This is a genomic window from Agrobacterium leguminum (genome assembly GCF_015704895.1).
Taxonomy (GTDB): Bacteria; Pseudomonadota; Alphaproteobacteria; order Rhizobiales; family Rhizobiaceae; genus Agrobacterium; species Agrobacterium leguminum.
The window spans coordinates 65,173-86,046 of record NZ_JADQWB010000005.1 but is presented as its reverse complement, the minus strand read 5'-3'; the positions used below and the strand labels follow the sequence as shown (position 1 = coordinate 86,046).

The following is a 20,874-nucleotide window of genomic DNA, read 5'->3' as shown; positions in this document are numbered from 1 at the left end:
GCGCGGGGATATGCCCAAATTGCCGGAAAGTCAAGGAAACAACGGGAAAAGCGCGCGAAACAGCGGGGTTCGGGCGGGGCTTCTGGGCCTTTGGTGCAGATTTCAGCGATTTATCGTAAAAAGCGCAAAAAAAGCATTAAAATCGGGCTGCTATTTTAAATAGGTTTTGAGTTCCGTTCCGGCGATCAGGAACCGCATCGGATCGACCGGCGTATCGTTGCGGCGCACCTCGTAATGCACATGCGGACCGGTGGAGCGACCGGTGCTGCCGGCGCGGCCGATGACGTCGCCGGCCTCGACCCTGTCGCCGGCTTTCACCAGAATGGCGGAGAGATGGCCGAATCGCGTCGAGACGCCCTGGCCGTGATCGATCTCGACCATATTGCCGTAGCCGCCGGAATTTTCCGCCACCGTCACCTTGCCCGCGCCGGTGGATTTGACGTCAGCACCGGTTTCGGCGCGAAAATCGATGCCGGTATGAAGGGCCGGGCGGCCGAGGAACGGATCCATCCGGTTGCCGAATCGGCTGGTGATCGCCCGACCGGGGGCCGGGTTGCCGAAGGGCAGGTTGGTCGCGGTTTCCTTGACGATGTCGAGCCGGTTCAGCGCATTGTCGAGATTGGTGAGCGACAGGTTGAAAGGATCGGTGTCACCGCGCTCGGGATCGGCATAGGGGCCGCCTATGTCGTCGTTGCCGTTCTCTTCGATTTTCAGGCCCGCCTGCCGGATGATGTCCTGCATCGCATTCGCCTTGTCCTCGGCGTCGCTGGTCAGTCTGGCGATGCGCGATATCTGCTGGCGTTCGATATCCTTCAGCGACAGTGTCACCTTGGAAAACACCCGGTCGGCCCGGTCGGATGGCGTTTCGCCGGCTTCGGGTACATAGGCGGCGCGTCTGTCCGATGTGGCGGGCTTTTCCGCCTGCGGCTTGCGTGGCGTCATCAGCTTTTCAATGGCCGAAAGGCCGCCGGAGAGGTCGGCGCGTTTTTCCGGCGCCATGGCGTTCGAAAGAGACGAGGGCGCGGCCGGGGAGGCGGCGATGCCGGAATTTTCGGCGCGCTCCAGCAATTCGCTCATACGGCCGTGCCGCGAGGTCAGCGCCGCCTGCTGCTCCAGCAGCTTTTCTACTTTCTTTTCAACGACTTGCTGATCGAGCAATTGCCGGGAAGTGACGCGGTCCACCTGGGCTCTCAGCGCTGCGATGCGGTCTTCATAGTCGTTCTGCATGCGGGTCTGGCGGGCCATGGTCGCGCCGATCAGGTCGTCGCGCAAAATGAGATAGCCTGTGGCGCCGAGATAACCGAGCGAGAAAAGGCCGATCGTGCAGCCGGCAAGCGCCGCCATCCACGGACGGATGGTCATGTGCCGCACCCTGTCGCCGCGCGCGAGAATGAGCACGTGCGGCTCACGCTTTTTGCCGAATACCCGGTTTTCCGCCGTATCAGTCACAATCTCTCTCCGGACTGGCCGATTTCTTAAGGGAAATCATAATTCGTTAAGGTTAACGAAGTTTTGCCGGAGAAGCCTTTCGGCGATGTCGGCTATTGGCTGACGGATGTGAGCGAGCGATAAAAGGAAGGTGTCAGGCCGGCTTCGGCGCGGGCAATGTCGTTGAAGGGAGGTTTCAAAGGGCCGCGGAAATTGGCGCGCACCAGCTGCCTGAAGGTTGCGGCCGGGTCCTTCTTTTCACGCGCGCACAGGAACCGGAACCATTTCGCGCCGATGGCGACATGGCCCTTTTCGTCATTATAGATGATGTCGAGAACGGCAGCGCTTTCGAGATCGCCGGTCTCACGCATCTTCGCCTGCAGGGAAGGGGTGACGTCCAGTCCGCGCGCTTCAAGGATGAGCGGCACGACGGCGAGCCGTGCGGTGAGATCGTTGCGGGTGGAATGCGCGGCCTGCCAGAGCCCGTCATGGGCCGGCAGATCGCCATAGTCCGCGCCGAGGCTTCTCAGCCTGTCCCGCACCAGCCGGAAATGTTTCGCCTCCTCGAAGGCGACCTGCATCCAGCCATCGAAAAAGGAATGCGGCACCGGCTCGCTGGCATAACGGGCGACGATATCGAGCGCGAGATCGACGGCGTTGAGTTCGATATGGGCGATGGCGTGCAGCAGCGCGATGCGGCCCCTGAGGCTGTGTAGGGAGCGGCGTTCCACGGCGGTTGGCGGCACGAGTTCCGGCTTCTCGGGCCTTCCCGGCCGCTCAGGCAGCGGCGGGTCGAGAGGGGAGCGCAGCGACAGGCGGCGCTCGAACCAGCGTGTCGCCGTTTCCTGCGCGAGCGCGGTCTTTCTGTCGAGATCGGCGCTCACGATGGCATCCGTCGCGCCGCCTCGCAGCGAGATGATTTTGAACGGGGGCGTCACGACGGGTTGGTCCCTCAGAGCTTCTTCACAGCCTCGAGAACGGCCTGGGCGTGGCCCGCGACCTTCACCTTGTTCCAGATTTCCGCGATTTTTCCATCCGGAGCAACGAGGACGGTCGTGCGTTCGACGCCCATGTATTTTTTCCCATACATGCTTTTTTCCTTCCAGACGCCATAAGCCTCCAGAACCTTCCTCTCCTCGTCGGAAGCGAGCATGACTGAAAGGGAATGTTTTGCCGCAAACTTGTCGTGGCTTTTGACGCTGTCGGGCGAAATGCCGATGACGACGGCGTTGGCTGCCTCGAATTCGCCGCCCAGCGCGCTGAAGTCGATGGCTTCTGCGGTGCAGCCGGAAGTATCGTCCTTCGGGTAGAAATAGAGGATGACGGCCTTGCCTTGCAGTTTGGACAATGTCACCGTCCCTTCACCGTTGCGGGGCAAAGTAAAATCGGGAGCCGGGCCGCCAATCGTCAAGTCTGTCATAATCTACCTTTCTTTCGCCGGGATGTTGAGGGAAAGTCGCCACATTCGATATATAGCGAAACCGCGCGTCGTCCAGATCACGATTGAGATTTCAGATGGTTTCGACCTTAAATCTCAATCGTGATCTGGATTAAAGAATCAGAGCGGCATTCCGGATGAAAACCGCTTACACTTTTCGCCATCCGCTCCGGTGTTGCGGCGAAACAAAAGCTATTCAGGGGCAAACACGGGCGTATGGCTGAAGTAAGGGGTGAAAAGGTCAAGTTCGGCAGACGCGATATCATTGCGCTGCACGATCTTCCTTCGGCGCAGGCCGAAGATCCCATCATCGTGCATTGCCCGGCGCCGCGCTCCATGGTGCGCGCCTTCATCAAGATTTTCGCAGCGCTTTTCGTGCTGGCCTTCCTGTCCATCGGCGGCATCATTCTTTCCGTCGAGACGGGATCGATCGATGCGACGCTTTCCAGCCAGGCGCAGCAGGCGCTGGAAAGGGCGCTCGGCCCCCATTACAGCGCGCGGATCGGTTCTTCGGCGATCAGGTTTTCCACCGGGCTGCGCCTTGCGCTGGTGGCGGAGGACGTGGACATCATCGAGAAGGAATCCGGCCAGCATATGAGCCGGGCCCGGGCAATCGGCATGGCGCTCGATCCGCTTGCGCTTCTTACCGGCCGCGTCTCGGTGGAGAGCCTCGAGGCCGACGGGATGGAGCTCGATACGGCGCTTTTGCCCAAGGGTAACGGGTTCGATCTCGCCAGCGTCAAGCTCGACGCCGTGCCGCAGCAATTGCAGGAGGCCTTTGGGCAGCTCGACAAGCTCGCTCAGGCTTTTCTGAGCAGCGGAACCGAGGAAATCGATATTTCCAGCGTTTCGGTTCACCTGCCGCCCGGAGAGTTGGGCAAGCCGCGCACCGTCGAAGTGCGCGAATTGTCGCTGACGCCCGATCAAGAGGGCGGATATTCGCTCGATGGAGAAACGCTGTTTAACGGTGAAATTGCCAGCGTGTCGCTGCAGACTTCCGGATCGGGTGGCCGGATAGATGGTTTTGAAGCCCGCATCGACGGTTTCGATATCGGCCCGTTTCTTGAGAAATACGATCCCGACGGAAATCTCCATGAAGGCCTGAACGTCAAGACGGGTATCAATATTGTCGCTCGGCGCGCCATGGAAGGGCAGGAGCCACGGCTGGAGATTTCGCTCGGCCTCGGCAATGGAACGCTGATGATCGGCGGTGAGTCCCAGACCTTTACGGCTGGCAATGTCCATGCGCGTTATGACTTTGCCAAAAGCACCCTTGTCATCGACAATTCGCGGCTGGAGCTCGGGCGGACAATTCTTCCGGTCGCCGGTGAATTCAGCGATACGGAAGACGGTTTCGGCCTTTCGCTGCGGATCGACAATGCCGTTGCTTCGTCCGAAGCTTCGGGCGAGGCCCCGGTTCCTTTCAGCCTGAAGGCGGACGGGCATTTTACGGCGGCGACGAAGCAGCTCGACGTTCCCTCGCTTTATGTGACAGGCCCGCTTGGAGACATGGCGGGATCGCTGAAAATCCGGTTCGGCCAGGGGTCGCCGGAAATCAGTTTCGGCGGGCAGATTCCGAAGATGGAGGCCACGGCGGTCAAGCAGCTCTGGCCGTTCTGGATGGCGCACAAGCCGCGTGACTGGGTGGTGTCCAATCTCTACGGCGGCACCGTCACCAATGGTTCAATCGCGATCTTCATCCCGCAGGGACGGATGTGCGGCCCCGGCTGCCCGCTGGTGCTCGGCGAAAGCGAAATGCAGATTCGTTTCGATATTGACGATACGCGTCTCAATACCACCGGCGACATTCCGCCGTTGCGCGATGTCGACGCGCATTTCGACCTCGTCGGCGGCAAGATGGCCGTCGATATCAAGCGGGGGACATCCTATTTCCCGTCGAACCGGTCGCTCGCGCTGGAAAACAGCCGTTTTCTCATTTCCGCTGTTTACGACAAGCCGCTGCTTGGAAATCTCGAACTGAACGTTTCGGGCTCGGCCGATGCCGTGGCCGAGCTTGCGGCGCTCAAACCCATCAATGCGCTCAAGGATACGCAGTTCAAGCCCGAGGATTTCACCGGCGATGTCAAAGCCCATGCCAACCTGACCGTTGGCCTGCTTTCCAGCCATAATCCGCCTCCGCCGGTGTGGACGGCCGATCTCGATCTGAAGAACCTGTCGCTGACCAAGCCCTTTGCGGGCCACAAGGTGACTGCGCTCGACGGTTTCATGACGCTGGACGACCGCCAGCTCAAACTGGAGGGCAGGGGCCGCGTGGACGACGTGCCGATGGACATCGTGATGACGGAGCCGGTGCGCAAGAACAGCGATATCGCGCCGACGCTGTCGTTGAAGGCGAGCCTGAACGAAACGCAGGTTGCCAAGCTCGCTCCGGAACTCTCCACGGTCCTCGGCGGCACGACGGCGATTGAAATCGACGGCGCCGACCCGAAACGCCAGGATATCCGGCTCGATCTGACCAAGGCGTCGATCATTCTGCCGGGGCTCGGCTGGAGCAAGGGCATCGGCATTCCCGCCAGCGCCACCTTCACCATGGAAATGGGAGACGGGCGCACGACGATCAGCGACTTCTCGCTCGACGGCGACGGCTTCGGCGCGGCCGGCGATATCGCCTTCAGCAAGAACGGGCTGATTTCAGCCGATCTCAGCCGCGTGCAGCTCTCGCCCTCCGATAATTACGCCGTTTCGGTCGCCGCTTCGAAGAACGGCTATATCATCAACGCATCGGGGAAATCCGCCGATGTCAGGCCTTTCCTCTCAAAGCTTCGCAGCTCTTCCGGCAGCGGCGACGGGACGTCGCGTTCGCAGCCATCCCTTGCCATCAAGACGCAATTCGACAAGGTCTACGGGTTTAACGATGAAATCCTTGCCAATGTCAGTTCCGATGTCAGCGTGCGGGACGGCAAGGTCCGCTCCATCGATTTCCGTGGCGTCACCGGCAACGGCCAGGCGGTGGTGGCGCAGACCGTCAATCGCGGGGCGACGGGAACCGTGACGCTGACCAGCAGCGATGCGGGGTCGCTCGCCCGTTTCGCCAATATCTACAGCCGCATTCGCGGCGGCCTTCTTAACCTTGCGCTGACGACCTCCAATGGCAGCGACTGGAGCGGATCGCTCGACCTGCGCAATTTTGCCGTCGTCAACGAAGCCAAGCTTCAGGATATCGTCGCCACGCCGACGGGCGAGGACGGCAGGAGCCTCAACAATGCGGTGCGCCGCAATATCGATGTCAGCTCGGAAAAATTCCAGCGCGGCTTTGCCCGGCTGGTTTATGTCAACGGTTCGGTGGCGGTGGAAAACGGCGTCGTGCGCGGCGAGCAGATCGGCGCGACCTTCCAGGGGCTGCTGAAGGACCAGAGCGGCCGCATGGATATGACCGGCACCTTCATGCCCGCCTATGGGTTGAACCGGCTGTTCGGCGAGCTGCCCTTCATCGGCATCTTCCTCGGCAATGGCCGCGACCGGGGGTTGCTCGGCATCACCTTCAAGCTCTCCGGCCAGACGGACCAGCCGAAGCTGACGATCAATCCGCTGTCGCTGATCGCGCCGGGCGTCTTCCGGCAGATTTTCGAATTTCAGTGAATGGAGCGTCGCAAAGCTTGGCGCAAGCGGCTGTTTGGCGAGAACGGGTGCACCCGCACTCCGTCACTGATCCGGGGTCCAGTGCGATCAAGTCCTTGATCGCGCGAGAGCCCTTTCACGGCGCAGACGCGCCGTGGCTGGATGCCGGATCATCCTCGGGCTTGTTCCGGGGACCGGCATGACGGAAGTGGGGGTATCGGCGCATCGAGGACCGCTTTCGCAGTCCTCGACACGATGTTTTTGTAAGTCTTACGCCGGGCGAACCAGAACGTGTTTCTTCTTGCCGACCGACAGCTTGATGACGCCGTCGCCGGTCACTTCACCGGAACCGACCGTCTGGCGCTCATCCGAAACGCCAATGTCGTTGATCTTCACCGCACCGCCCTGAACGTGGCGGCGGGCCTCGCCGTTCGAGCCGGCGAGACCGGCACGGACGATGAGCGAGAGAACGCCGAGGCCGGCATCGAGTTCGGATGTCGGAACCTCGATAGAGGGCAGGTTTTCAGCGAGTGCACCTTCCTCGAAGGTCTTGCGCGCCGTCTCGGCCGCTTCTTCCGCAGCCGCGCGGCCATGCAGGATCGCGGTCACTTCGGTCGCGAGGATTTTCTTCGCCTCGTTGATCTCCGATCCGCCAAGGGCGGCAATACGGGCGATCTCATCCATCGGCAGCGTGGTGAAGAGTTTCGCAAAACGAACGACGTCCGCATCTTCCGTGTTGCGCCAGTATTGCCAGAAATCATAGACCGGCAGCAGGTCCTTGTTCAGCCATACCGCGCCGGAAGCGGACTTGCCCATTTTCGCACCGGAAGAGGTGGTGAGCAGCGGCGAGGTCAGCGCGTAGAGCTGCGGCGTCCCCATGCGGTGACCGAGATCGATGCCGTTGATGATATTGCCCCACTGGTCCGAGCCGCCCATCTGCAGCCGGCAGCCGGTGCGCTGGTTCAGCTCCACGAAATCGTAGGCCTGCAGGATCATGTAGTTGAATTCGAGGAAGGACAGCGATTGTTCGCGGTCGAGGCGCGTCTTCACGCTGTCGAAGGACAGCATGCGGTTGACCGAGAAATGGCGGCCGACATCGCGCAGGAATTCGAGGTAGTTCAGACCGCGCAGCCAGTCGGCATTGTTGATCATCAGCGCCGGATTTTCCGTGCGGTCGTAGTCGAGGTAGTTGGCGAAGACATGCTTGAGCGAGGTGATATTGTCCTCGATCATGTCGATCGTCATCAGCTTGCGGGCCTCTTCCTTGAAGGAGGGATCGCCCACCATGCCGGTGCCGCCACCCATCAGCGAGATCGGCTGGTGGCCGGTCTTCTGCATCCAGTGCAGCATCATGATCTGGGTGAGGTGGCCGACATGCAAACTCGAAGCCGTCGGGTCATAGCCGATATAGGCGGTCACGGTTTCCTTGGCGAACAGTTCGTCGAGACCTGCCTCATCGGAGATCTGGTGAATGAAGCCGCGCTCATCGAGCGTGCGGAGGAAATCGGACTTGAACCTGGACATAACCTTTTACTTTCTGGTTTGATCTTTGCGGCCATCGAAAACCAATGACCGTCGCGGCTTTATCATTGTTTTTTGAAATGTGCACCCGTTTCGGCCATGAATGTCGGGATTCACTCCATGATGATTCGTGATTGCAGGGGAGCGGCAGGTGGGCGAGGTCAAAACGGCAATCGGGCTGATGAGCGGCACATCGATGGACGGCATCGATATCGCCCTTTTGCGCACGGATGGCGAAAGCGTGGTGCGGCATGGGCCGAGTGGGTATTTCCCCTATGATCCGGGCCTGCGCGCCATCTGGCAAAAGGCATTGGTCACGGCCAAAGCCATTCGTGAACGGCGCGAACGTCCCGGCGATCTGGGTGAGGCCGAGCGCAAGCTGACGCTTGCCCATGCGGCGGCGGTCAAATCCTTCCTCCATCGTCACCGGCTCCAGCCCGGCGATATCGATGTGATCGGTTTTCATGGCCAGACGGTGCTGCACCGCCCGGATGAGGCGCTGACCGTGCAGATCGGCGACGGACCGCTGCTGGCCTCCGAAACCGGCATCGATGTGGTTTACGACATGCGCGCCAACGACATGGTGCATGGCGGGCAGGGGGCGCCGCTGATCCCGGCCTATCACATGGCGCTTTCCGCAAATCTGCCTGATGGGTTCGAAACGCCGGCCGTCTTCGTCAATATCGGCGGCATTTCCAATCTCACCTACATCGGTGAGGGCGGACGGCTCGCGGCTTTCGATAGCGGGCCGGGCAATATGCTGATCGACCAGTGGATCGAAGCCCATACAGGCAAGGCCTTCGACAAGGGCGGGAAGACGGCGGCGGGCGGCAGCGTCGTCGCGTCGCTGGTGGCGCGTTATATGGAAAGCCCGTTTTTTTCAGCCAATATCCGCCGGTCGCTGGACCGCAGCGATTTCGTGCCGCCGAAAAAAGGGGAAGTCTCGCTGGCGGATGGGGCGCGGACGCTGGCGCATCTGACGGGGGCGGCGATTCTGAAGTCGGCGAGCTATCTGCCGGAGGCTGCGAAAACCTATGTGGTCTGTGGCGGCGGGCGGCTCAATCCGGTGATCATGGCGGAGTTTGCAGACCTTGCCGCAAAGTCCGGAGCGCGGGTGATCGCGGCGGAAGAGGCGGGTTTCGATGGTGGGGCGATGGAGGCGGAGGCCTGGGCGTATCTGGCGGTGCGATCGCTGAAGGGTTTGCCGCTGACCTATCCCGGGACGACGGGGGTGAAGGAGCCGGTGACGGGTGGGGTTTTGGTGCGGGGGTAGTTGAGGACGGTGGGCTTGGCTTACCCCCCTCTGCCCTGCCGGGCATCTCCCCCACAAGGAGGGAGATCGGCCAGACGCCTGCTCCTCGTCTGAGTCGCTAGGTCAGTGAGGGCCGGGAGGTAACCACGATTCGATCTCCCCACCTGTGGGGGAGATGCCCGGCAGGGCAGAGGGGGGTAAACCGCACCCGCCGGCGATCATTGTAGAAAAATCGAGCCGCCCGCCAAGAGGCGCAGCCAATCACCGAATGCGCTTGGCCGCCGGTTCCGGCACCAGTTCGCCGTTGAGGCGGCGGTCGAGATAGTCCTCGCATTCACCCATCAGGTCGTCCACCTTGCCGTTGAAGAAGTGGTTGGCGCCGGGAACGGTGCGGTGGGTGATGAGGATGCCCTTCTGGGTCTTCAGCTTCTCCACCAGGCCGTTCACATCCTTCTCAGGCGCGACCTTGTCGGAATCGCCGTTGATGATGAGGCCCGACGACGGGCAGGGGGCGAGGAAGGAGAAGTCGTAGGTATTCGGCTGCGGCGCAATCGACATGAAACCTTCGATTTCCGGGCGGCGCATCAGGAGCTGCATGCCGATCCAGGCGCCGAAGGAGTAACCCGCGACCCAGCAGCTCTTCGAATCGGGATGCAGGCTCTGCACCCAGTCGAGCGCGGAGGCGGCGTCGGAAAGCTCGCCGGCGCCATGGTCGAATTCGCCCTGGCTGCGGCCGATGGAGCGGAAGTTGAACCGGAGCGTCGTGAAGCCGCGCTTCTGGAAAAGATAGAAGAGCTGATAGACGATCTGGTTGTTCATCGTGCCGCCAAACTGCGGGTGCGGATGAAGGATGATCGCTATCGGCGCGCTCTTTTCCTTGGAGGGTTGATAACGGCCTTCGAGGCGACCCGCAGGGCCGTTAAAGATGACTTCGGGCATTGGTACTCCGGTCGTGTTTTTTCATTCTCCAACCGCATTCTTCCGATGAGAAGACTTGACGAACTGTGTCATCTTTTCTAGAACGCAGTTTAGAATAATTCGAAACTTTGCGTGTGCTTAAGCACTCGGGTGGTGTCATAAGACAAGCGCAACTGTAATTTCAAGAAAAATGCGTTTTTGCGCATTGAAGATTGGATAAAGCCTCATCGCCATGACGGGTTTGACGCGCACATATATGGACTGGAACGCCACGGCGCCGCTTCTGCCCGCCGTGCGTGATGTCCTTGTGTCGGCGCTCGATCTTTCCGGCAACCCGTCTTCGGTTCACCGGGAAGGGCGCGCGGCGCGCGCTGCCGTCGAGGCCGCCCGCCGCGAGGTTGCAGCGCTTGCCGGTGCGCAGGCCGCCCATGTCACCTTCACCAGCGGTGCGACGGAAGCCGCCAATCTGGTGCTGACGCCCGAATTCAAGATGGGGCGCGCTCCCGTGCGCTATGGTCGTCTTTATGTCTCCGCCATCGAGCATCCTGCCTTTCGCGAAGGCGGCCGGTTCGGCAAGGCTGACGTTACGGAAATTCCCGTTACGTCAGCGGGCGTCATCGATCTTGCGGCACTTCAGGCGCTGCTGTCTTCGCACGATGCTTCCGCCGGTCTTCCGATAGTTGCCTGCATGATGGTGAATAACGAAACCGGCATCCTCCAGCCGGTGGCGGAAGCGGCGCGGCTGGTGCATGCGGCGGGTGGATTGATGGTCGTCGACGCCGTGCAGGCGGCAGGCCGGGTTCCGCTCGATATCAATGCGCTCGATGCCGATTTCCTGGTCATCTCGTCCCACAAGCTCGGTGGCCCCAAGGGTGCTGGCGCGCTGGTCTCGCGCGGCGAGGTGATGATGCCGAAGCCGCTGATCCATGGCGGCGGGCAGGAAAAGGGGCATCGTTCCGGTACGGAAAATACGCTGTCGGTTATCGGTTTCGGTGCCGCTGCCGCTGTTGCTGCCAAGAATCTCGAGATTGAAGCGGTGCGTCTTGCCGCTCTGCGCACACGGCTGGAAGACGGCATGCGGGTGAGTGCGCCTGACGTGATCATCCACGGTGAGGACGTTGCCCGCGTCGGTAATACCACGTTTTTCACCCTGCCGGGCCTGAAGGCGGAAACGGGGCAGATCGCTTTCGATATCGAAGGCATTGCGCTCTCTGCTGGTTCGGCCTGCTCATCCGGCAAGGTGGGGGAAAGCCATGTGCTGACGGCGATGGGGCGTGATCCCAAGCTCGGCGCGCTCCGGATTTCCCTTGGCCATGCGACGGACGAGGCGGACATCGAACGGACGCTTGCGGCGTTTGCGAAAATTGCCGGGCGGCGCAGGCTTTCCGGTCAGGCCGCTTAAAATGCGGCAAAGAATTGCGGAATAGCAATTTTCCGCTTGCCGGGATGTGTGAAAAGCGCCATCCCGCACTTACATGGGTATAAGCTCCGCCCCGCTTAACGGCGCGGTGACATTGCCCGAAGATGGATAAGGCGGCTTTCCGCCTTGATACGTTGACAAGCCACCGGACCTTGGCTCCGGCGAGATTGGAGAACGACATGGCAGCGGTTCAGGAAACGATCGATCAGGTCCGCCAGATCGATGTGGACCAGTATAAATACGGTTTCGAGACAAACATCGAAGTCGACAAGGCCCCGAAGGGCCTTTCGGAAGAGGTGATCCGTTTCATCTCGGCCAAGAAGCAGGAGCCGGAATGGATGCTGGAATGGCGTCTTGAGGCTTACAAGCGCTGGCTTACGATGGAAGAGCCGACCTGGGCGCGCGTCAGCTACCCCAAGATCGACTTCAACGACCTCTATTATTATGCCGCGCCGAAGACCGCGCCCGGCCCGAAGTCGCTCGATGAAGTCGACCCGGAGCTTTTGAAGGTCTATGAGAAGCTCGGCATTCCGCTGAAGGAACAGGAAATCCTCGCCGGCGTCGAAAAGCGCCCGGTCGCCGTGGATGCCGTGTTCGACAGCGTCTCGGTCGTCACCACCTTCAAGGCGGAACTGGCGAAAGCCGGCGTCATCTTCATGTCGATTTCGGAAGCCGTGCGCGAGCATCCGGAACTGGTGAAGAAATATCTCGGCTCTGTCGTTCCGACGACGGACAATTTCTACGCGACGCTGAACTCGGCCGTCTTCACCGACGGTTCCTTCGTCTTCGTGCCGAAGGGCGTGCGGTGCCCGATGGAGCTTTCCACCTATTTCCGCATCAACGAGAAGAACACCGGCCAGTTCGAGCGCACGCTGATCATCGCCGAAGAGGGTGCTTACGTCTCCTATCTGGAAGGCTGTACGGCGCCGCAGCGCGACGAGAACCAGCTTCACGCCGCCGTGGTCGAGCTTGTGGCGCTCGACGATGCCGAAATCAAATATTCCACCGTCCAGAACTGGTATCCGGGCGACAAGGAAGGCAAGGGCGGCATCTACAACTTCGTGACCAAGCGCGGCGATTGCCGCGGCGACCGTTCGAAGATTTCGTGGACGCAGGTGGAAACCGGCTCGGCGATTACCTGGAAATACCCGTCCTGCATCCTGCGCGGCGATGACAGCCGTGGCGAGTTCTATTCGATCGCGGTCTCCAATGGCCATCAGCAGATCGACTCTGGCACCAAGATGATCCATCTCGGCAAGAACACGTCGAGCCGCATCATCGCCAAGGGCATCGCCGCCGGTTTCTCGGAAAACGTCTATCGCGGCCAGGTCTCGGCCCACCGCAAGGCGACCAACACGCGCAACTTCACGCAGTGCGACTCGCTTCTGATCGGCGACAAGTGCGGCGCGCATACCGTGCCCTATATCGAGGCGAAGAACTCCTCTGCGCATTTCGAGCACGAGGCGACGACGTCGAAGATTTCCGAAGACCAGCTGTTCTATTGCCTGCAGCGCGGCATTCCCGAAGAAGCGGCGATCGCGCTGATCGTCAACGGTTTCGTGAAGGAAGTCATTCAGGAGCTGCCGATGGAATTTGCCGTGGAAGCGCAGAAGCTGATCGGCATTTCGCTGGAAGGTTCGGTCGGCTGATCGTCACCCAAACACGCATTTGAGTGCGCGATGTTCGCGCACCTTCGCTCACACAATTCTTAGGATACATCCATGCTTGAAATCATCGACCTGCACGCAAAGATCGCCGATACCGAAACCGAAATCATCAAGGGTCTCAACCTGAAGGTTGCCGCTGGTGAAGTCGCCGCCATCATGGGCCCGAACGGTTCCGGCAAGTCGACGCTGTCCTACATCCTGTCGGGCCGCGAAGATTATGAAGTCACCTCCGGTGACATTCTTTACAACGGCGAAAGCATTCTGGAACTGGACGCCGCCGAGCGCGCCGCCAAGGGCATCTTCCTTGCCTTCCAGTATCCGGTCGAAATTCCCGGCGTCGCCACCATGCAGTTCCTGAAGGTCGCGATGAACGAGCAGCGCAAGGCGCGCGGCGAGTCCGAACTGACGACGCCGGACTTCATCCGTCGCGTCAAGGAAGCCGCCGGCGATCTGAAGATCGACATGGAGATGCTGAAGCGTCCGCTGAACGTCGGCTTCTCCGGCGGTGAGAAGAAGCGCGCCGAAATCCTGCAGATGGCGCTCTTGGAGCCGAAGCTCTGCGTTCTCGACGAAACCGATAGCGGCCTCGACATCGACGCGCTGAAGATCGTGGCTGACGGCGTCAACGCGCTGAAGTCGCCGGATCGTGCCACCGTCGTCATCACCCACTATCAGCGCCTGCTCGACTACATCGTGCCTGACAGCGTTCACGTTCTCTACAAGGGCAAGATCATCCGCTCGGGCGACAAGGCTCTGGCGCTGGAACTGGAAAACAACGGTTACGCCGACATCATCGGTGAAGCGGCCTAAGTCAAAGGCCAGGAGGTGATGTCCATGAACATTCAAGCTACCAACCGGCTGACGCCAGCGGAAACCGCGCTGGTCGACGCTTACACCGCCAAGTTCAGCGAATTGCCGGGCGACGGTGCTGTTGTTGCCGCGCGTGACGTGCTGTTCGACGATCTGAAGACCGGCGGTCTTCCGACGCGACGCATCGAGGCGTGGCACTATACCGATCTGAAAAGCCTGCTGCGCGCCGTTCCGGAAGACCGGCCCGCGCCTGTTATCGAGAAGCTGGCGCCGACGGTTGCCGGCTCGCTGGTTGCCTATCTGCAGCATGGCACGGCCGATATCGGCAAGATCGAGGACGTCCGTGTTTCGCGCTTTGCCGAAAGCCTGCTCGATGGTTCCGCCGCCGCTGGTCTTGCTGAAGCCAGCAAGGATGACGCGATTGGCCGCATCAATGGCAGCTTCGTGCGCGATGGCCTGGTGCTCGAGATCCCGGCCGATGCCGAGATCGAGAAGCCGATCGAATTGCAGGCGGTCCATGGCGCAGGCCAGGTTCACAGCCGCTTCCCGGTCCGTTTCGGCAAGGGCTCCAAGGCGACCGTCATCGAGCGTCACCTTTCGGTGACTTCGGATGCGGCTTTCGTTTCCTCCGTCAGCGACATCGTTGTCGAGGATGGCGCGGAAGTGACCTGGATCATCCTGCAGCAACAGGGTGCGGCCGATATCCATCTTGGCCAGCTGCGCATGAAAATCGGCGCGGACGCCAAGATTCGCCTGTTCATTGTCAATGCCGGCGGCAAGCTGGTGCGGCAGGAACTGCGCATGGACGTGGAAGGCGAGGGCACTGACCTCATCGTTCGCGGCGTTAACCTTCTGGGCGGCGAAACCCATACCGACGTGACGATGGTTCTCGGTCACAACGTGCCGAACACGACCTCGACGGAAGTATTCCGCAACGTGGTGTTCGACCGTGCCAAGGGCATTTTCCAGGGCATGATCCGGGTAGCGCCCGATGCCCAGAAGACCGATGCGAAGATGGCGTGCAATACGCTTCTGATGTCCGACGATGGCGAGTTCTCGGCCAAGCCCGAACTGGAAATCTTCGCCGATGACGTTCAGTGCGGCCATGGCGCGACGGTTGCCGATATCAGCGACAATCATCTCTATTACCTGATGGCGCGCGGCGTGCCGCGGGCAAAGGCGCGGGCGATGCTCGTCAACGCCTTCGTCGCCGAGATCGTCGAGGAACTGGAAGAAGAAAATCTGGTAGAGGCGCTGGAGACGATCATCTCCGGCTGGCTGGAACATCATGCCTGAGAGCGAACGCGCCGCATTGGCGGCCCCTTATGACATCGAAGCCGTGCGGAAGGATTTCCCGATCCTGTCGCGTGAGGTCTATGGCAAGCCGCTGGTCTATCTCGACAACGGCGCGTCCGCTCAAAAACCGCAGGTGGTGATCGACGCCGTTTCGCATGCTTATGCCAATGAATATGCGAATGTGCATCGCGGCCTGCATTTCCTCTCCAATGCCGCAACCGACGCCTATGAGGCGGCGCGCGAAAAGGTGCGTCGTTTCCTGAATGCCGGTTCGGTGGACGAAATCGTCTTCACCAAATCCTCAACGGAAGCGATCAATACGGTCGCTTACGGTTACGGCATGCCGAAGATCGGCGAGGGCGACGAGATCGTCATTTCGATCATGGAGCATCATTCCAACATCGTGCCGTGGCACTTCATTCGTGAGCGGCAGGGTGCGAAGCTCGTCTGGGTGCCTGTGGACGATGACGGCGCGTTTCATATCGAGGCTTTCGAAAAGAGCCTGACGGAGCGCACCAAGCTCGTTGCCATCACCCATATGTCGAATGCGCTCGGCACCATCGTGCCGGTCAAGGAAATCTGCCGCATCGCCCATGAGCGTGGCATTCCGGTGTTGATCGATGGTTCGCAGGGCGCGGTTCACATGCCGGTCGATGTGCGCGATATCGATTGCGACTGGTATGTGATGACCGGCCACAAGCTTTACGGTCCCTCGGGCATCGGCGTGCTTTACGGCAAGGCCGACCGGCTGCGCGAGATGCGGCCGTTCCAGGGCGGCGGGGAGATGATCCTCGACGTTACCGAAGACAATGTGACCTATAACGAGCCGCCGCACCGTTTCGAAGCCGGCACGCCGCCCATCGTGCAGGCCATCGGTCTCGGTTATGCGCTGGATTACATGGACAATCTCGGCCGCGCCGCGATTGCAGCGCATGAGGCCGATCTTGCCGCTTACGCTGCCGAGCGTCTGCGAGAGATCAATTCGCTGCGCATCATCGGCAATGCGCCTGACAAGGGCGGCATCTTCTCCTTCGAGCTTGAGGGCATTCACGCCCATGATGTCTCGATGGTGATCGACCGGCGCGGCGTTGCGGTACGTGCGGGCACCCATTGCGCCATGCCGCTCTTGAAACGCTTCGGCGTCACCTCCACATGCCGGGCATCGTTCGGCCTTTACAATACCCGCGCCGAAGTAGACTCTCTTGTTGAGGCGCTGGAATATGCGCGCAAATTTTTCGCCTGATATCGGAATAAGAGATCAGGATTGAGGTTTAAGACCATGACTGCCGAAGCCACTGCAAAGACCCAGGATGCGACCGAAGCTCAGGAAAAGGTTTCGACCATTCCGCCGGATGAGCTGGCACGCCTCAGCGACGACGTGATTGCGGCGCTGAAGACCGTCTACGATCCGGAAATTCCGGCCGATATCTTCGAACTCGGCCTCGTCTACAAGATCGACATCGAAGACGACCGGATGGTCAAGATCGTCATGACGCTGACGGCGCCCGGTTGCCCGGTGGCCGGTGAAATGCCGGGCTGGGTGGAAAATGCCGTGGGCGCCGTCGAGGGTGTTTCCGGTGTCGTGGTCGAAATGACGTTCGATCCGCCATGGACGCCGGACCGCATGTCGGAAGAAGCACAGGTCGCTGTCGGCTGGTATTGATGTGATTTTGACGGGTGTCATCCCTTGATGACACTGTCGAGCGCACTTAAATTGAAATCCATAAGCATCGAGCCTTGAACTCGATTGTCGAAGGAGAATTAAGCCCATGGGCTTTGCGATCATGACCATGACCGGGGCTGCTGCCTCGCGCGTTAAAGCAATCGTCGAAAATTCCGGACCGGATGCCAAGGGCGTGCGCGTCGGCATCAAGAAGGGCGGCTGCGCGGGCATGGAATATACCATCGACCTTGTGACCGAACCGGATGCGAAGGACGATCTGGTTGAATTCGAAGGGGCGAAGGTCTGGGTTCAGCCTTCCGCCGTGCTTTATCTGCTCGGCACCCAGATGGATTTCGAAGTGACCAAGATGCGCTCCGGTTTCACCTTTAATAATCCGAACCAGACATCCGCCTGCGGCTGCGGTGAATCGGTTGAGCTGAAGCCCGCCGATCTGGCGGCGCTGGCGAAGCAGCGTGAGGCAGAGGCCAACGTTTGATTGGTTACGCTATCGCTGTGATGGAGAGACAGACCTTTCTTATGCAGACAGCGCTCCCACAAACGCGACGTCATCCTCGGGCTTGACCCGAGGATCCATCCCCGTCAAATCCCTTGAGACGTTTGTAGATCCTCGGGTCAAGCCCGAGGATGACGGATGAGAGGTTTCAGATTCTTTTTCCGCAGACTGCGCCCCGCGCAAATCAGCTTTCGAAGGATTATGACTGCTGTTTCAGCGTATCGATAAAATCCGCCAGCGGATGAATCGATGGTGTCGTTATCAACAGCGGCTCGAGAGCCGCCGCGATCCTTGCGCAATCCTCCTCGGCAAGCGGCCGAAGGCTCGAGCTGACTTTGTTATAGTCGGGCGTTCCGCGTGACGCGAGGGAACGATTGATCACAAACACCTCCGTCTGTCCGTCAATCCGTTCGACGAAGAGGGCGAGCGAACCGCCGTCTGCGGCAGCGGCGCTATCCGATACCGATTTGAACATCCAAACTCCATCCGGTAAACTTGAGGGCGAGCCTATCCGATTGACGCCCCGACGCAAGATCAGCAAGGATATCGGATATTCCGCGAGGTTTGGCGGGAGGGGCGGAACCGCCTGCCGCCCATGCTGGAAGGCGTTTCGGACCGCCGGCGGGATTGATCGTGGGGAGTGAAGCGGGATGGACATCAGTAGCGCCTCGATTGATATCTGGACGATAGGGCTGATCGTCGCCAGCGTCGTGGCTGGCCTGACGCTGATTGCCGGTATTGTTTGCCTTGCGTTTTACTGGGAAGAGATAAAGGGATCTGCGGCATCCAGGGGTGACGCGTTGAATAGTCCCGCGCTCGAACGGACCGAGGGTGGAGACTGGCCGACAGTGCATGGTGACGGGAGTGGGGGAGCCCATCATTGAACAGGCAGACGATTTGATGAGGTCGCAACCCGATAATATTGCGAATGCGAAAGCCGCGGTGCGAGAGGCATTCACGGGTGTTACCCTGGGTGGCGGCGTCGGCCTCTCCGAGGCGCAGGCGCTTGACGACTATGCGAGCAATGAGGCTCGCGCCGCATGTCGTGCTGGCGATGAGAAGAATGATTGGGCCGCAATCCCGCTGAAGGACCTCAACAGACATTCCGGCAGCCCCGCCTTCCTTGATGCTGAGGGAATGCGATTTCATCTGCCCGCCTATATGATCGCCGATCTCGATGGCGACTACAGGCACGAATTCGTACCCTATTTGCGCGGACGCCAGGAGACGTTTTCCTTGCTGACCCCTTTGCAACGGAATGCCGTGGAAATGTATCTCCGCGCCATCAGTGAGAAGGAAAACCTGCCGTCCTATCAGGACGACATAGAGCGCGCGCTCGAAGAGTGGGTGGATAGTGCACGCTCCCCGGTGAGCGACTGAAGCGGATCGGGTCAATCCTCGGGAAGAGGTTGTTACATAAGCCGGTTGCGGTTTGAACGCCGGCTTTCATTCATGCCGCAAGGCTTCTATCGGGCTCAGGCTCGCCGCCCGCCGTGCCGGGAAATAGCCGAAAATCACCCCGATGGCCGCCGAAAAGGCGAAGGCGAGGAAGATGATCGACGGACTGGTGACGAAGGGCACGTTGAGATACCCGACGACGGCATAGGCAAGGCCGAGGCCGGTGAGGATGCCGACAAGGCCGCCAAAGGCCGACAGCATGACGGCTTCCACCAGAAACTGCGTCAGTACCTGTTTTTCCAGTGCGCCGATGGCAAGGCGAATGCCGATCTCGCGGGTGCGTTCCGTCACCGAAACCAGCATGATGTTCATGATGCCGATACCGCCAACTAGCAGGCTGACGGCGGCGACTGCGCCCAAAAGCCCGGTCAGCAGCGTCGTCGTGCCGGTCATGGCCGAGGCGATCTGTGTCATGTCGTTGACGGTGAAATCGTCCTCTCGGCCGATGCCGATGCGGCGGCGTTCGCGCAGCAGGTTCTGCAGGTCGCTCTGTACCTTGGCAGTCGAAACGCCGTCCTGCGCAGAAACCATGATCGAGGAAATGGTGGTGGTACCGCCGATGCGTCGCTGATGGATTTTCAGCGGCATGATGACCGTGTCGTCCTGATCGTCGCCGAGGCCTGACTGGCCTTTCCTGCCCAGCACACCGATGACGGGGCAGGAGATGTTGCTGACGCGGATCGTCTGCCCCACCGGGTTTTCCGCGCCGAACAGTTCCTGCCGCACCGTTTCGCCGATGATGCAGCCGATCTGGCCGCCGCGATCTTCGGCGGGCTGGAAGTCTCGCCCGAGCGCAATGGTCCAGTCCTGTGCCACCAGATAATCGTTGGTGGTGCCGATCACGCTTGTCTGGTGGTTCTTGCCGCCGAAAATGACGGTTGCGGCGGAGCTGCGGTTCTGCGGTGCCACGGCACGGATGCCTGATATCTGGTTGCGGATGGCCTCGACATCGCGGTCATCGAAGCGCTTGGCTTCGGTGCTGGCCCTTCCGGGGCCGAACTGGCCGGGGCGAACGAACAGCATGTTGGTGCCGAGCCGCGAAAGCTCCGATTTCACCTGTTCGGTCGTGCCGTTGCCGATGGTGACCATGGCGATGACGGCGGCCACGCCGATGACGACGCCGAGCACGGTGAGGAAGGAGCGCAGGAGGTTGCGGCTGATGGCGCGCAGCGCAAGACGCGACGTTTCAAAGAACATCGGCGGTCTCCTTTTTGTCCGTCGCGCTGTCGGAGGCGAGGTGGCCGTCGACGAAACGCAGGAGGCGTCCGGCATGGGCGGCGATATCTTCTTCATGGGTGACCATGACCACCGTTATACCCCTGTCGCGGTTGAGCGCGGTAATCAGTTCCATGATTTCGATGCTGGTCTTCGTATCGAGATTGCCGGTCGGCTCGTCGGCCAGAAGCAAAGCGGGGCGGGTGACGATGGCGCGGGCAATGGCCACGCGCTGCTGCTGGCCGCCGGAAAGCTCCTGCGTGGTGTGGTCCTCGCGGCCTTTCAGGCCCACCTGCGCCAGCGCCTCCATGGCGCGCGCGCGCCGCTCCGAGGCCTTCATGCCGCGATAGATCAACGGCAGTTCGACATTCTCCACCGCCGAGGTGCGCGACAGCAGATTGAAGCCCTGAAACACGAAACCCAGCATGTGCCGGCGCAGCAGCGTCAGATGTTCATTGTCGAAGCCGCTGGTCGGCACGCCCTGGAACAGGTATTCGCCTGATGTCGGCACATCCAGACAGCCGATGATATTCATCGAGGTGGATTTGCCGGAGCCCGACGGTCCCATGATGGCGACGAATTCCTTCTCATGAATGGAGAGGCTGACGCCATCGAGCGCGCGGATGGTCGCTTCGCCGCGGCCATATTGCTTGACGACATCGCGGAATTCGATGAGCGGCGGCTGTTGCATGGGC

General features: G+C 60.5%; 19 protein-coding genes. 11 read left to right on the top strand and 8 right to left on the bottom strand.

Annotation, left to right across the window (positions count from 1 at the left end; translation table 11 throughout):
- Positions 1-150: 150 nt before the first annotated feature.
- From I3J13_RS09655 to I3J13_RS09645, 3 genes are all read right to left on the bottom strand, one after another.
- Positions 151-1,449: a peptidoglycan DD-metalloendopeptidase family protein gene (locus I3J13_RS09655; RefSeq protein ID WP_196378673.1), complete on the bottom strand. Its 1,299-nt coding sequence runs from the start codon at positions 1,447-1,449 to the stop codon at positions 151-153.
- Between the two features lie 92 nt (positions 1,450-1,541).
- Positions 1,542-2,366 carry a DUF455 family protein gene (locus tag I3J13_RS09650; protein ID WP_196378672.1) on the bottom strand — a complete coding sequence of 275 codons (825 nt, stop codon included), beginning with the start codon at positions 2,364-2,366 and terminating at the stop codon, positions 1,542-1,544.
- Between the two features lie 14 nt (positions 2,367-2,380).
- Positions 2,381-2,848 (bottom strand): peroxiredoxin, encoded by a 468-nt coding sequence (locus I3J13_RS09645; protein ID WP_020810868.1) that lies wholly within the window; start codon positions 2,846-2,848, stop codon positions 2,381-2,383.
- Positions 2,849-3,082: 234 nt separating this feature from the next.
- Here I3J13_RS09645 and I3J13_RS09640 point away from each other — a divergent pair, with 234 nt between their 5' ends.
- Complete coding sequence (locus I3J13_RS09640) at positions 3,083-6,466, top strand: YhdP family protein (RefSeq protein WP_196378671.1); 3,384 nt, start codon at positions 3,083-3,085, stop codon at positions 6,464-6,466.
- A gap of 249 nt (positions 6,467-6,715) precedes the next feature.
- Here I3J13_RS09640 and tyrS read toward each other — a convergent pair whose 3' ends face one another.
- Complete coding sequence (tyrS, locus tag I3J13_RS09635; RefSeq protein ID WP_196378670.1) at positions 6,716-7,969, bottom strand: tyrosine--tRNA ligase; 1,254 nt, start codon at positions 7,967-7,969, stop codon at positions 6,716-6,718.
- Between the two features lie 148 nt (positions 7,970-8,117).
- On the opposite strand from tyrS, the gene I3J13_RS09630 reads away from it, so the two are divergent.
- Complete coding sequence (locus I3J13_RS09630) at positions 8,118-9,239, top strand: anhydro-N-acetylmuramic acid kinase (RefSeq protein WP_196378669.1); 1,122 nt, start codon at positions 8,118-8,120, stop codon at positions 9,237-9,239.
- Between the two features lie 240 nt (positions 9,240-9,479).
- On the opposite strand, the gene I3J13_RS09625 is transcribed toward I3J13_RS09630, so the two are convergent.
- Complete coding sequence (locus I3J13_RS09625; protein WP_035263309.1) at positions 9,480-10,157, bottom strand: alpha/beta hydrolase; 678 nt, start codon at positions 10,155-10,157, stop codon at positions 9,480-9,482.
- 211 nt (positions 10,158-10,368) lie between these two features.
- Between I3J13_RS09625 and I3J13_RS09620 the strand changes: the two genes are divergently transcribed.
- The 7 genes from I3J13_RS09620 (at position 10,369) to sufA (ending at position 17,488) form a co-directional block, all read left to right on the top strand.
- A complete protein-coding gene (locus tag I3J13_RS09620) occupies positions 10,369-11,538 on the top strand; it encodes a cysteine desulfurase family protein (RefSeq protein WP_196378668.1) in 1,170 nt (389 codons plus the stop codon).
- 197 nt (positions 11,539-11,735) lie between these two features.
- Positions 11,736-13,205, top strand: a complete 1,470-nt coding sequence (sufB, locus tag I3J13_RS09615) for a Fe-S cluster assembly protein SufB (protein ID WP_020809911.1) — start codon at positions 11,736-11,738, stop codon at positions 13,203-13,205.
- Between the two features lie 72 nt (positions 13,206-13,277).
- Positions 13,278-14,033 carry a Fe-S cluster assembly ATPase SufC gene (sufC, locus tag I3J13_RS09610; RefSeq protein WP_003522658.1) on the top strand — a complete coding sequence of 252 codons (756 nt, stop codon included), beginning with the start codon at positions 13,278-13,280 and terminating at the stop codon, positions 14,031-14,033.
- A 24-nt stretch (positions 14,034-14,057) separates the two neighbouring features.
- A complete protein-coding gene (sufD, locus tag I3J13_RS09605; protein ID WP_196378667.1) occupies positions 14,058-15,329 on the top strand; it encodes a Fe-S cluster assembly protein SufD in 1,272 nt (423 codons plus the stop codon).
- Positions 15,322-16,572 carry a cysteine desulfurase gene (locus I3J13_RS09600; protein WP_080834821.1) on the top strand — a complete coding sequence of 417 codons (1,251 nt, stop codon included), beginning with the start codon at positions 15,322-15,324 and terminating at the stop codon, positions 16,570-16,572. Before sufD ends, I3J13_RS09600 begins: the two co-directional genes overlap by 8 nt.
- Positions 16,573-16,608: 36 nt before the next feature.
- Positions 16,609-16,992, top strand: a complete 384-nt coding sequence (locus tag I3J13_RS09595; RefSeq protein WP_003522655.1) for an SUF system Fe-S cluster assembly protein — start codon at positions 16,609-16,611, stop codon at positions 16,990-16,992.
- Between the two features lie 106 nt (positions 16,993-17,098).
- A complete protein-coding gene (gene sufA, locus I3J13_RS09590; RefSeq protein ID WP_196378666.1) occupies positions 17,099-17,488 on the top strand; it encodes a Fe-S cluster assembly scaffold SufA in 390 nt (129 codons plus the stop codon).
- Between the two features lie 217 nt (positions 17,489-17,705).
- Here sufA and I3J13_RS09585 read toward each other — a convergent pair whose 3' ends face one another.
- Positions 17,706-17,981, bottom strand: coding sequence for a hypothetical protein (locus tag I3J13_RS09585; protein ID WP_196378665.1), 276 nt, complete (start codon positions 17,979-17,981; stop codon positions 17,706-17,708).
- A gap of 175 nt (positions 17,982-18,156) precedes the next feature.
- Here I3J13_RS09585 and I3J13_RS09580 point away from each other — a divergent pair, with 175 nt between their 5' ends.
- Positions 18,157-18,390, top strand: a complete 234-nt coding sequence (locus tag I3J13_RS09580; protein WP_020809907.1) for a hypothetical protein — start codon at positions 18,157-18,159, stop codon at positions 18,388-18,390.
- Positions 18,359-18,886 carry a DUF6714 family protein gene (locus tag I3J13_RS09575; RefSeq protein WP_236000866.1) on the top strand — a complete coding sequence of 176 codons (528 nt, stop codon included), beginning with the start codon at positions 18,359-18,361 and terminating at the stop codon, positions 18,884-18,886. Before I3J13_RS09580 ends, I3J13_RS09575 begins: the two co-directional genes overlap by 32 nt.
- A gap of 66 nt (positions 18,887-18,952) precedes the next feature.
- Here the strand turns inward: I3J13_RS09575 and I3J13_RS09570 are convergent, their stop codons facing one another.
- Together I3J13_RS09570 and I3J13_RS09565 are read right to left on the bottom strand one after the other, a co-directional pair.
- A complete protein-coding gene (locus I3J13_RS09570) occupies positions 18,953-20,161 on the bottom strand; it encodes an ABC transporter permease (RefSeq protein ID WP_196378664.1) in 1,209 nt (402 codons plus the stop codon).
- Positions 20,151-20,870: an ABC transporter ATP-binding protein gene (locus tag I3J13_RS09565; RefSeq protein WP_020809904.1), complete on the bottom strand. Its 720-nt coding sequence runs from the start codon at positions 20,868-20,870 to the stop codon at positions 20,151-20,153. The genes I3J13_RS09570 and I3J13_RS09565 overlap by 11 nt, the downstream gene beginning before the upstream one ends.
- Positions 20,871-20,874: the final 4 nt, after the last annotated feature.